Raw genomic sequence first — 12,310 nt, 5'->3', positions numbered from 1 at the left:
AGAAGTTTGGATTAAAAGTACATTATTTTTTTGTTTTTATCAGTTTTTCCAGGCGATGAGCATCTCCCGTTTTCCCGGTGGACCGGCTTTTTTTTTGACTTCAAAATCCAGGGCCTTTAAGATACGGCGCACAGAACCTTTGCTGGAATAGGTCGTTAATAGTCCGCCTTCAGACATTTTTTCGGCCACAGATGCAAAAAGAGATTCCTCCCAAAGATCCGGCTGCACACGTGCGCCGAAACAGTCGTAATATACTAAATTGATTTTAGGGATTTCAACCGAAGGCAAAGCGTGGAAATCAACCTGTATTTTCTGAAGACTGAAATTCGGCAGAATTTCAACAGGGACTTCCCAGTCGGATTCATGAATTTTAAGGTAGATTTCCTGCAACTCACTGTTTGAAAAAAGGTCACTGTAGCCCAACTCTTTAATCTCCACTTCAGTTATGGGATATTTTTCAAGGGTATAAAAGTTTATTTTATGATTTTTGTCAGTTTTTAAAAACTCATCAATTGTTACTAAAACGTTCAATCCTGTTCCAAAACCCAGTTCTAAAATATTAATTTCGTAATCATTAACTAATTTTAGTCCATTATCAATAAATACGTGTTTTGCTTCCTGAAGCGCACCGTGTTGTGAATGATAGCCTTCATTCAGTTCATTGATAAACAGTGTCTTACTGCCGTCAGATGTTACTTTAACCTCTCTTTTCAACTTATTTTTTTTCAAATTTAAACTAAAATATGTATATTTAAAAAATTATTTAGAGTTGTAAAACACGTTTAAAAAAATTAAGAAATGATAATCCAAAAAACCGAAAATTCAAGGATTTCTTCCTTTGATCCAGAAAATTACTCATTCGGAGACCACTTCACGGATCATATGATTATATGTGAATATGAAAATGGTGCCTGGGGTGAGGCGAAGCTCATGCCTTACGGTCCGCTGCCTTTTTCACCTTCCAATATGGCGTTTAATTACGGTCAGGCATGTTTTGAGGGTATGAAAGCATATAAAGACAGTAATGATGAAGTTTATCTTTTTCGTGTAAATAAAAATTTTGAAAGGATTAACAAGTCAGCGAAGCGTCTGGCGATGCCTGAGATTCCTGAGGAGGTTTTTGTTGGTGGTCTGAAAGCACTTATGGACATAGACAGAGCGTGGATTCCTACCGGAGAAGGTAAATCACTGTACATCCGTCCGCTGATCTTCGCTACCGAAGAAGGATTGAAAGCAAGGGTTTCCAACAAGTATATGTTCGCAATTGTGGCTGCACCGGCTACCAGCTATTACAGCGCACCGGTGTCGGTGAAGATTTCGGATTATTATTCACGAGCTGCCAGTGGCGGAGTTGGATTTGCCAAAGCGGCCGGTAACTATGCGGCATCTTTCTATCCTACCCAGCTGGCTAATGAGGAAGGTTATGAGCAGATTATCTGGACCGATGACAGTACGCATGAGTATTTTGAAGAAAGTGGCACCATGAATGTTTTTGTTAGGATTGGTGATACCATCTATACACCTCCAACATCTGAAAAAATCCTGGATGGGGTTACAAGAGACAGTTTCATTACTCTGGCTAAGCATAAAGGAATTGACGTTCGGGTAGAGCCAATCGCTGTGAAGGATGTTCTGGCGGCTCACAAAGACGGAACACTTAAGGAAATCTGGGGAGTAGGTACGGCTGTCGTAACGACTGCATTCAAATCCTTCGGTTATCAGGGCCAGAATTTTGAGCTTCCTGTACTTTCAGAAGAAGACAGTTATGCTCTTTCTCTTAAGAAAGCCCTTGTTGATATTCAGACCAATGCGGCCGAAGATCCGTTTGGTTGGAGAGAGAAGGTTGAAAAAGACGTTCTTCAGACAGTATAATCCATATAATTTACAGATGAAAGTCAGGCTTACTTGCCTGACTTTTTGTTTTATTATTTGGGGCGAATTCCGTATTTTCGCCATGCTCACCGCATTAACAATAATAAACCAGTAATGTTCAGAAAATACTCAATTTTAGCAATAGCAGGATTAACGCTATTTAGCTGTACACCAATATATAAAAAGATGAATGTAGACAAACAAACGTACGAAGGTTTGAATGACGGGCTTTATGCGCACCTTCAAACCACAAAAGGGAACATGATTGTAAAACTGGAGGATGAAAAATCGCCTGTAACAGTTGCTAATTTTGTTGGCCTTGCAGAAGGTACCATTTCCAACAAGTCCAAAGGAAAAGGGGTACCTTTCTACGACGGTACCATTTTTCACCGCGTAATTTCAGATTTTATGATCCAGGGCGGAGATCCGCAGGGAACAGGAATGGGCGACCCCGGCTATAAGTTTGCTGATGAGAAGAACGATCTGAAACATGATGTGAGGGGTGTTCTTTCAATGGCGAACTCCGGTCCGAATACCAACGGATCTCAATTTTTCATTACTCAGGTACCAACACCCTGGCTGGACGGTAAACATACCATATTCGGGAAAGTAGTGATTGGTGTTGAAGTGATCGATACAATAGCAGCTGTAGAAAAAGGACCACAGGATAAGCCTAAAACAGACGTTGTACTGGAGAAAGTTTCCATCTTCAGCAAAGGCGACAGCTATAAGAACTACGATGCAGCAAAACTTTTTGAAACTGGTAAGGATAAAATTCAGGAAAATAACAAGGCCTACCTTAGCAAAATGGAGGAGGAAAAGGCAAAAAAAGAAGCTGAGTTCAAAGCCAATCAGCAAAGACTGGTTGATGAGATGGCAGCCGGTATGCAAAAAACAGCTTCCGGTCTTTACTATAAGATCACTAAAACTGCTGCGGGCAAGGAGCCAAAAGCAGGTGATATGGTAGCCGTACATTACGCCGGCCGCCTGGTGGACGGAACAGAATTCGACAGCTCTTACAAAAGAAATCAGCCACTGGAATTTCCGGTAGGAACTGGACGGGTAATAAAAGGTTGGGACGAAGGTATCCTGATGCTAAAGGAGGGTGAAACCGCCACTTTGCTTATTCCTTCGGAACTTGCCTACGGACCGAACGGCGCAGGTGGTGTAATTCCGCCAAATGCATGGTTGGTTTTCGATGTGGAACTGGTGAAGATCAAGTAATCAGAACAGAATAATACTGACAGGCTGTCCCGCAAGGAGACAGCCTTTTTTTGTTGATCATATGATAAGATAATGAAGTTGTGTAATCTACCAGTTCTGGTCGATCATATAAACCATTTGAGCCATAGCCACGGCGCCGAGGTTTAATTCACGCCGGTTTACTTTGTCAAAAGTATCCTGACTGGTATGGTGGATATCGAAATAGCGCTGCATATCCGGGACCAGTTCTGCCAAAGGTATACCCAGCTTTTTCAGTGGCGCTATGTCCTGTCCGGAAGTTTCCTGCGTAAAATCGTACACTCCGTACGGCAGGAAAAAGTTTTTCCAGGCAAAGACCAGCCTGCGCCGCTGCGGAATCATGTCCAGTGAAATCCCGCGTGGAGAATATCCGCCGGCATCGCTCTCTATCGCAAAGATGTGTTTTTCGCCTGATTTCTTAACGGCAGCAGCATATGTCTCGCCGCCATGAACGCCGTTTTCTTCATTGGCAAAAAGAACAAAACGTAAGGTATGTCTGTTCTTGATATCAAGTTTTTTAAAGACGCGAAGTACTTCCAGCACCTGCACCACACCTGCTCCATTGTCATGTGCCCCTTCGGATATATCCCAGGAATCCAGATGGGCACCTATCACGATGACACTGTTGTCCTTATTCCCCGGAATTTCAGCAATCACGTTATGATTGATCTTTTCGCCTTTTGTAGCGGAGGTGGTGTTAATCTTAACCATGACAGGCTGTTTCTTAACTAGCTGTTCCAGCTCATCGGCGCTGCGTGCACCAATGGACAGTGCCGGAATCCTGTTCTTGTCCAGTACGTCGTAATATACACTTCCGGTATGGGGCAGATCGTCTGAAGCGGAGGTTGCCGAACGGGTAAGTACTGCTTTGGCTCCTTTGCGGCTGGCCAGAGAGGGTGTGGACCAGCGGTACTTACCTGCAATAAGATAGGCTTCATTTGGGTTAATGATGGTTTGATCAAACGCGTAATTAAAGAAAACAATTTTGTCCTTTACATCGCTTGGAAACATCTGTGAAAATTCTGCTAGGTCTTTAGCGAAAATGATTTCACCGGTTAAGTCTTTTCCTCCCGTACCCTCAGAGGTGCCCAAAGCCAGTGCCGGTATGCTTTTCCAGTTCCCGCCAGCCGTTTTTATCTGAACGCTTTCGCGGCCGCGCTCCCAAACAGGCACCATCACATCCTGTCTGCGTATATTGGAACCGCCGTTCTCTGCAAATTTTTTTTCGGCCCAAACAACAGCTTTGTCGTAGGCGGGCGTCGCGGCAAAGCGGGGGCCAATTCCTTTCACAAGTTCGCGCAGGTTCTCATACGCATTGCTGTTCAGCATAATTTCATCGGAAATCCTGCGGAATTCGCCGGCGAAATCCGTTTTTGGCTGGGCTGAAGGCTTACGCTGAGAAAATAAAATTCCACCCAAAAAGAGTGGAATGATTATTAGGGTTTTCTTCATTTTTATTTCCTTTCAGGACTCAAAAATAAGAAATTTACTTCATGTCATACATGACCAGCGCTGTAATGAGTTTGGGCTCAATGTAAGTGCATTTGGGTGGCATGCTGATCCGGTTATCCGAAATTTTAAGCATTTCATTGAAGCTGACAGGATATACCCCGAATCCGATCTGACCTTCATGCAGGTCAACTTCGGCTTTCATTTTTAATATGCCCTCTACGGAGGAGTTTCCTTTCACATATCTTATCTGCTCTGAGCTGTCGGTATTTTCTATTCCGAGGATGTCTCTTAATATATATTTGTCCAGCAGATGGTGGTCCAGGTTGTCTTTGGAAATCTCGGGATTGCGTAAACTGTGCTTCACATGCAGGGAGTAGAACAGCCCGTCCATATACATTGAAATATGAAATTTCTGCGAAGGATAGTACGGTTCTTCACCTTTAACATGAATATCAAAACACTGTTCCAGTTTCGCTAAAATCTCCTCTGACGAAAGTCCGTTACGGTCTTTAACGATCCGGTTGTAATCATGAATTTTAATGGACTGGTTGGAAACAATGAAGCTGAAAATATAGTTGTAGGGCTCTGTACCTTTATGCTTCTTATTTTTCTCCTTATGATTTCTGGCGTTCAGAGCGGTGGAACCTATACGGTGATGCCCGTCGGCAATGTAGAAAGAGTCTATCTGCTCCAGCACTTCCTTAAACTGCTGCATTTTCAGGCGGTTGTCTATTTTCCAAACCTTATGACGAATGCCGCGGCTGTCATAATAATTAAGCAGGGGAACATTCTTTTCCTCATGATTCATCAGGAGTTCAACTTTCGAATTGGCCGGATAAGTCAGGAGTACGGGTTCCGCCTGCAGACCCACTTTGTCCAGGTATTGGGCAAGTTTTTCTTTCTTTTGCGGAATGGTGCTTTCGTGTCTCTTGATTTTCCCGTCCCAGAAATCCTCTACAGAGACCAGGCCGAGCAGACCGCGGAAGACGGTTTTGTCGGGTTTGATCTGCTCATACAAATAATAAGAGGAGGCGTCCTGTATGAGTTTCTTATCCTCCAGGAGTTCCTCGAAATTGGTCCTTATTTTCCTGAGGTTGCGGTCTATATCTTTGGATTTACTCACCACATAGGGTTTGATCATCTGTACGTAGGAAAAGTCTTCCTGCGCTTTTCTGTTGATTTCTTCCTGTGTAAAATTGTCCAGCGGATGCGTTGGAAATACATCCAGATAGTCTTGGTGCGGACGTATGCCGCGAAAAGGCTTAAATATCGGCATCGTTAGACAATTGAGTTCTTAATTGCGATGATCTGCTGCGCCAGTTCAGTGCCAATTTTTTCCTGTGCGTCCAGTGTATTTCCTCCAAGGTGCGGTGTAAGCGAAAGGTTAGGATTCATCAGTAACGGCAGTTCAGGTGTAGGTTCGTTTTCAAAAACGTCCAGGGCTGCACCGGCAATCCTGCCGGATTCTATGAAATCCAGAAGCGTTACTTCATTAATTACACCACCTCTGGCAGTATTCACGATATAAACACCGTCTTTCATCATCTCAAACTGAGGCGTATCCAGTACATAGCCCTCTGTTTTCGGCGTATTGATGCTGATGAAATCGGTATCTTTCAGGAACACGCTGTAATCCGTTGTTGAAGTTATTTCAAATTTTAAAGTTTGACCGTCAAAAAAACTCAGGCTGAGTGTTTCCGTCCGCGGCTTTCTGGTGAGTACCTTCACCTTCATTCCCAGGGAAATTCCCATCTTAACCACTTCCTGACCGATGCCGCCAAAGCCGATTACGCCCAGGGTCTTCCCTTCAAGCTCGCTGGCGTTGCTGTATGATTTCTTGAGCGCATTAAACTGTGTATCACCTTCCAGCGGCATCATCCGGTTGGATTCGTGCAGAAATCTTGCAAGGCTGAAAAAGTGAGCAAAAACGAGTTCGGCCACGGAACGCGAAGACGCGTTAGGCGTATTGATTACGTACAGACCTTTTTCAATTGCATATTCAACATCAATATTATCCATGCCTACACCGCCGCGTCCAATAATCTTCAGTGACGGGCAGGCATCAATTAGATTCTGTCTTACTTTAGTGGCACTGCGCACCAATAGCACATCCACCTTATTCTCGTTAATAAAACCGCTAAGATGTTCCTGTGAAACCCTGGCATCTAAGAGCTCAATACCGTTTTCCTTCAGTTTATTTTCTCCTGCCTTGGAAATTCCGTCGTTAGCTAAAACTATCATAATTCTTGGAAATTAAAGGGTAAGTTAAAATTTATCTTGGCTACAGCCCTTTCATTACATCAACAAGCACCTGCACACTTTCCAAAGGCATTGCATTATACATGCTGGCACGGTATCCGCCCAGGCTGCGGTGGCCGTTCAGTCCGCTGATGCCGGCTGCTTTCCAGGCACTGTCAAACTGTTCTTTTTTGGATTCGTCCACAAGTTTGAATGAAACATTCATCACCGAACGGTCTTCAGGTACGCAGAACGTTTCAAAGAGCGGATTTCTGTCAATTTCACTGTAAAGCAGTTCGGCTTTAGCGTTGTTTCGGGCCTCAGCCGCAGCTATACCACCATTTTTTTCCAAATGCTGAAGCGTAAGCAGGGTAGCATATACCGGGAAAACCGGTGGAGTATTGTACATGGATTCCTTTGAGATATGTTGCTCATAATCGAGAATTGAAGGAATATCGCGACCGCTCTTACCCAGGATGCTTTTCTTAACCACAACGAGCGTAACACCCGCAGGACCCATATTTTTCTGAGCCCCTGCGTAGATCAGGTCAAATTGGGAATAATCTACTACACGGGAGAAGATGTCAGAACTCATATCGCAAACCATCAGTGTGTCCACTTTTGGGAATTCTTTCATCTGAGTTCCGTAAATGGTATTGTTGGAGGTGCAGTGAAAGTAATCATAACTGCTGTCGGCCGTATAATCTTTTGGGATAAACGAATAATTGGACTGTTTGGATGAACCGATGACATCTACAGTTCCGAATTTCTTTGCCTCCTTAATGGCTCCAGCTGCCCAGGTTCCGGTATCCAAGTACGCAGCCCTACCATTTTCAGCCTTCATCAGGTTGAAGGGTACCATTGCAAACTGCAGGCTGGCACCACCGCCCAGATAAAGAACCTCATAATCGTCGCCCAAATTCATCAGTCTTTTTACGATGGCCCTTGCTTCATCCATCACCGCTACAAATTCTTTGCTGCGGTGTGAGATTTCAAGGAGTGAAAGCCCCATACCGTTAAAGTCCAGAATGGCTTCTGCTGATTTGGTGAAAACTTCCTGAGGTAAAATGCAGGGACCTGCACTGAAGTTATGTTTTTTCATCATTTAGTATTTTTGGTTGTGTATTTATGTTTCTTTAATGCTGGAGCGGGCTAAAAAAAGCCCACCAAAAATGAGCGGGCCTGTAATTATTCTCCGTGCAGGAAAGCTTTTTTCTCCAGTAAACTTTCTTCCGACTCTACATGATCCTCATCCGGTATGCAGCAGTCTACAGGGCAAACGGCAGCACACTGCGGCTCCTCGTGGAAGCCTATACACTCGGTGCACTTGTCAGTCACAATAAAGTAAACATCATCACTTACCGGTTCCTGGGGCGCATCAGCGTCTACAGTAAGACCGGATTTCAATACCACTCGGCCGGAAAGGGAAGTTCCTTCGGAAGCCTTCCAATCCACCGCTCCTTCATAGATTGCATTATTAGGGCATTCCGGTTCACAGGCGCCACAATTTATACATTCATCAGTTATTTTGATAGCCATAGCTATTACTTATTTTAAATTTGGTGCAAAGTTAAGAAAAAATAGCGCATACCGCGGGGGGAAAACCAAAGTGTGCAGCTGATTTTTCACCATTACTGAAAGTAACTTTAATGAGGCTTAATAAACTGTGATGGAAACTGAAGCTATAATTCCGAATGTTTCGCTTCAAATTGGTTATTTTTGCAGCCGGAACGGGTTGAAACTATTTGGCCCCGCAATAATATCAAAATGAATCAAGAGAAGCAGATTGCAGGACTGTGTGCCGTGGGGAAATATATTCAGGATTTTTTGGAAAAGGATCCGGCCTCCTTTAACGAAAACGATCTCGAATTTGAAACCGTACTGAGGAAATCAGAAAATGAAAATCCGTGGTTTACACAGGAAAATCAGCGTTTTGCAATGAAGCAGTGGAGTTTGCTGCTGACCGAAGCAAAATTAAGGGCATGGCTCTCGGCATACCGTGTTGCTGCGCAAGCCAAAAGAGTAGGTCTTATTCTGGCAGGAAATATACCAATGGTTGGCTTTCATGATATACTGGCCGTTGTGCTGAGTAATCATATTCCCGTAATAAAATTATCCTCCAAAGACAGACAGATGCTACCGTTCCTGCTTCGTTTGTGGAATGAGAAGTCCGGTGGTGAGGTGCAATATGAAACAGTGGAAAAACTACAGGATTTTGATGCTGTTATTGCCACGGGCAGCAACAATACGGCAAGGTATCTTGAATATTATTTCAGAGACCACCTCAGCATCATCCGAAAGAACCGCACTTCTGTAGCTGTTCTGAAAGGGGATGAAAGTGATGAAGAACTGCAGCTTCTGGCTGAGGATATTTTCCGTTACTATGGTCTGGGGTGCCGTAATGTGACACGTATCCTGATGCCTGAAGGTTTTATGGTAGACAGGCTTTTTGAAAATTTCATAGGTTTCAGTGACGTAATTAACCATAACAAGTACGCTAATAATTACGAGTACAACCGTGCAGTTTATCTGCTGAATCTCGAAAAGTTCTGGGACAACAATTTTGTTATGCTGAAGGAAGACGACAAGCTGTTCTCGCCACTTTCTGTGATCAATGTTTCCCGCTATTCTGATCTGGATGAAGTAAAAAAGTTCCTGGCCGCTAATGAGCAGGATATTCAGACCGTGGTGGCTAAGGCAGAACTGGGACTTAACTCAATTGGTTTTGGCGAAGCACAGAGTCCGGGTTTGGATACCTATGCGGATAATGTGGATACAATGCGCTTTCTGGAGGTTATCTAAATTAAATTACTTTTGAAAAATATAAAAAAGGACCTCAGCAAACGCTGAAGTCCTTTCTTTCTGTTATTTAAGTGAATTATTTATCGATTGAGCCCATCACTTTCTGGGCAAAACTGTTCAGTGCATCTTTCTCGCTCATACCGTTCTTAACATTGGCATGTGCTTCCAGAGCTCCGCAGATATTGGTGATCAGTTCCCCAACTACATTAAGGTCCTCCTCGGAAGTACCTCTGAATTCTGAAAAAGATTCCAGGACTTCCAGTGTGGCCTCCAGTTTTTCCGGAGTCTGATTCTGGTAGAACTGTCTTATTACCGGTAGTTTCATTACGCTAATTCTTTAAAAAGGTTAATTAGGCTGTCCTGCTGGTTAGTCTGTACCTGATTAACGAGCTCTCCAGCTTTGAACACCGCAAAAGTAGGCAGATTGTCCACCTTGGCTAATTTCCGGCTCTCCGGCAGTTTTTCAGCATCTACGTAGTAAAACGGAATGTCTTCGTTTTCAGCAGCCAGTTTCTTAAACTTAGGCTTCATAATCCGGCAGTTACCGCACCATGTGGCACCATACTGCACTACTACTTTATCGTGTTCTGCAATTTTTTCCTGAAGGATGTCTTCAGTTAGTTCTGTATACATGTCTTCAAAATTTTAAAATATTAGTTCTGGTGCTTTGCAAGGTATTCTGCAGTAGATTCGCGGTTGGCGTTCATTGCTTCTTTACCTTCCTCCCAGTTGGCAGGGCAAACTTCACCATGTTTCTGTACGTGCGTGTAAGCATCAATAAGTCTGATGTATTCCTTTACGTTTCTTCCAAGAGGCATATCGTTTACGGACTCATGGAAAATTTTCCCGGTTTCATCTACAAGATATGTTGCTCTGTAGGTTACATTAGAGCCTGTGAAAGTTTCGTTACCTTCCTCATCGTATTCAAAATCCTGATCCACAATTCCAAGAGTATTAGCCAGCTGACGGTGCGTATCGGCCAGAATCGGGTAGGTTACCCCTTCAATTCCTCCGTTTTCCTTTGCTGTGTTCAGCCAGGCAAAGTGAACTTCATTGGTATCGCAGGAAGCACCGATCACTCTTGTATTCCTTTTTTCAAATTCGCCAAGCGCATCCTGGAATGCATGTAATTCTGTAGGGCAAACGAAAGTGAAATCTTTCGGATACCAGAAAAGCAGGATCTTCTCATTGTTTTTTGTAGCTTCTTCAAAAATGTTGATCTTCAGATCATCACCCATCTCAGACATCGCATCTACAGTGATGCTTGGAAATTTTTTTCCTACTAATGACATAATTTTAATTATTTATTGTTGTTAATTTCGTAATACAAATGTACACAGTTTTGTCTATTAAAACAATAGATATTCATTTATAAAAACTATCAATGTGATTAGGAAGGATTTATTTCTTCTACTGAACTTATCACTGTTTCCTCGAGGCATCTTCTTATCCGGCGCATCGCTTCTCTAAGATCCTGCTCTGATGCCGCGTAGGAAAATCTGAGACATTCAGGGCTTCCAAAAGATACGCCACCCACTGAACCCACATGTGCGTTTTCAAGGAGATACATGGCAAGGTCGTCTGAATTTTCAATTTTCTGACCGTTCAGTGTTTTCCCGATATAATATGATACATCGGGAAACAGATAGAAAGCTGATTTGGGCAACAGAACTTTGAAACCCGGAATTTCTTTCATCAAATCATAAAAAAGATCCCTTCTTTTGCGGAATTCGTCAATCATATATTTGTATTCGGCAGGATCCGTCTTCAGGGCAGTGATGGCTGCACGCTGAGCTACGGTATTGGGTCCGCTGGTCATCTGTCCCTGTATCTTTTCACATGCACGGGCCAGCCATTCGGGACATGCGGAGTAACCTATGCGCCACCCCGTCATGGCAAATCCTTTGGACATGCCGTTGATGACCGCTACCTGATCATAAATTTCGTCAAAAGCTGCAATTGATTTGGTGCTGGTTTCGTAGTTGATGTATTCATAAATCTCATCAGAAATCACGGTGATTTGCGGGTGTTTGGCTATTACTTCAGCCAGCGACCGTAACTCATCATAAGTATAATAGCTTCCTGAAGGGTTACACGGTGAACTGTACAGCAGGACCTTAGTGCGTGGTGTGATCGCTTCTTCAAGCTGCTCTGCCGTAATCTTGAAATCGTTTTCGTAGGCTGTATTGATGATCACAGATGTTCCGTCCATCATTTTCACCATCTCATCATAGCTCACCCAAAAAGGTGCAGGCAGTATTACTTCATCGCCCTCGTTCAGTACCGCAGCAAGCACATTCAGGATGGCTTGCTTGGCACCGTTGGACACACAAATTTGAGTAGGCTTGTAGTCCAGGGCGTTGTCGCGCTTAAGTTTTGCAGCAATAGCTTCCCTAAGTTCCAGAAAACCCGGTACCGGCGAATAATGGCTGAAATTCTGGTCGATCGCGTCGTGTGCAGCCTGTTTTATATTTTCAGGCACATCAAAATCGGGTTCACCCAGGGTGAGGCTTATGACGTCCGCACCGTTTGCACGCATTTCGCGTGCCTTATTACTCATTACAAATGTTTGGGAATAGCCCAGGCGTTTAAGCCGGTTGGATAGTCTGTCCATTGGAAATTTTGTGGTTCATACAAAGATAGGTTTTGTAAATTATTTTGCCGGCCGCAAAAGGAAAAGTATTTTTGTGCGAAGAATATAAAT

13 protein-coding genes are annotated in these 12,310 nt (G+C 43.5%); 3 read left to right on the top strand and 10 right to left on the bottom strand.

Annotation, left to right across the window (positions count from 1 at the left end; all coding sequences use genetic code 11):
• Positions 1-39: 39 nt before the first annotated feature.
• Complete coding sequence (gene mnmD, locus P0M11_RS10010) at positions 40-714, bottom strand: tRNA (5-methylaminomethyl-2-thiouridine)(34)-methyltransferase MnmD (RefSeq protein WP_275625535.1); 675 nt, start codon at positions 712-714, stop codon at positions 40-42.
• A gap of 84 nt (positions 715-798) precedes the next feature.
• Here mnmD and P0M11_RS10005 point away from each other — a divergent pair, with 84 nt between their 5' ends.
• Complete coding sequence (locus P0M11_RS10005) at positions 799-1,872, top strand: branched-chain amino acid aminotransferase (RefSeq protein WP_275625534.1); 1,074 nt, start codon at positions 799-801, stop codon at positions 1,870-1,872.
• Positions 1,873-2,058: 186 nt separating this feature from the next.
• Positions 2,059-3,096, top strand: coding sequence for a peptidylprolyl isomerase (locus P0M11_RS10000; RefSeq protein WP_275625533.1), 1,038 nt, complete (start codon positions 2,059-2,061; stop codon positions 3,094-3,096).
• A gap of 87 nt (positions 3,097-3,183) precedes the next feature.
• On the opposite strand, the gene P0M11_RS09995 is transcribed toward P0M11_RS10000, so the two are convergent.
• From P0M11_RS09995 to P0M11_RS09975, 5 genes are all read right to left on the bottom strand, one after another.
• Complete coding sequence (locus tag P0M11_RS09995) at positions 3,184-4,566, bottom strand: M28 family peptidase (RefSeq protein WP_275625532.1); 1,383 nt, start codon at positions 4,564-4,566, stop codon at positions 3,184-3,186.
• Between the two features lie 34 nt (positions 4,567-4,600).
• On the bottom strand, positions 4,601-5,842 hold the full coding sequence (locus tag P0M11_RS09990; RefSeq protein ID WP_275625531.1) for a DUF1015 domain-containing protein: 1,242 nt from the start codon (positions 5,840-5,842) through the stop codon (positions 4,601-4,603).
• A gap of 2 nt (positions 5,843-5,844) precedes the next feature.
• A complete protein-coding gene (locus P0M11_RS09985; protein WP_275625530.1) occupies positions 5,845-6,807 on the bottom strand; it encodes a D-2-hydroxyacid dehydrogenase in 963 nt (320 codons plus the stop codon).
• Positions 6,808-6,847: 40 nt separating this feature from the next.
• Positions 6,848-7,906 (bottom strand): 3-phosphoserine/phosphohydroxythreonine transaminase, encoded by a 1,059-nt coding sequence (serC, locus tag P0M11_RS09980; RefSeq protein WP_275625728.1) that lies wholly within the window; start codon positions 7,904-7,906, stop codon positions 6,848-6,850.
• An 86-nt stretch (positions 7,907-7,992) separates the two neighbouring features.
• Positions 7,993-8,343, bottom strand: a complete 351-nt coding sequence (locus P0M11_RS09975; RefSeq protein WP_158064128.1) for a 4Fe-4S dicluster domain-containing protein — start codon at positions 8,341-8,343, stop codon at positions 7,993-7,995.
• Positions 8,344-8,571: 228 nt separating this feature from the next.
• On the opposite strand from P0M11_RS09975, the gene P0M11_RS09970 reads away from it, so the two are divergent.
• Positions 8,572-9,606, top strand: coding sequence for an acyl-CoA reductase (locus tag P0M11_RS09970; RefSeq protein WP_275625529.1), 1,035 nt, complete (start codon positions 8,572-8,574; stop codon positions 9,604-9,606).
• A 76-nt stretch (positions 9,607-9,682) separates the two neighbouring features.
• Here the strand turns inward: P0M11_RS09970 and P0M11_RS09965 are convergent, their stop codons facing one another.
• The 4 genes from P0M11_RS09965 to P0M11_RS09950 form a co-directional block, all read right to left on the bottom strand.
• A complete protein-coding gene (locus tag P0M11_RS09965; RefSeq protein ID WP_158064126.1) occupies positions 9,683-9,931 on the bottom strand; it encodes a hypothetical protein in 249 nt (82 codons plus the stop codon).
• The gene (locus P0M11_RS09960; protein WP_158064125.1) at positions 9,931-10,239 is read right to left on the bottom strand and encodes a thioredoxin family protein; all 309 of its coding nucleotides are present in this window, start codon (positions 10,237-10,239) and stop codon (positions 9,931-9,933) included. The genes P0M11_RS09965 and P0M11_RS09960 overlap by 1 nt, the downstream gene beginning before the upstream one ends.
• Positions 10,240-10,259: 20 nt before the next feature.
• Complete coding sequence (locus tag P0M11_RS09955) at positions 10,260-10,898, bottom strand: peroxiredoxin (RefSeq protein WP_158064124.1); 639 nt, start codon at positions 10,896-10,898, stop codon at positions 10,260-10,262.
• 98 nt (positions 10,899-10,996) lie between these two features.
• Positions 10,997-12,220, bottom strand: a complete 1,224-nt coding sequence (locus P0M11_RS09950; protein WP_275625528.1) for a pyridoxal phosphate-dependent aminotransferase — start codon at positions 12,218-12,220, stop codon at positions 10,997-10,999.
• Between the last annotated feature and the right edge of the window lie 90 nt (positions 12,221-12,310).

Origin of the sequence: Kaistella sp. PBT33-4 (genome assembly GCF_029194425.1) — a bacterium.
GTDB lineage: Bacteria > Bacteroidota > Bacteroidia > Flavobacteriales > Weeksellaceae > Marnyiella.
Note: the sequence above shows the minus strand (reverse complement) of the source record. Positions and strands in the feature narration are given on the sequence as shown.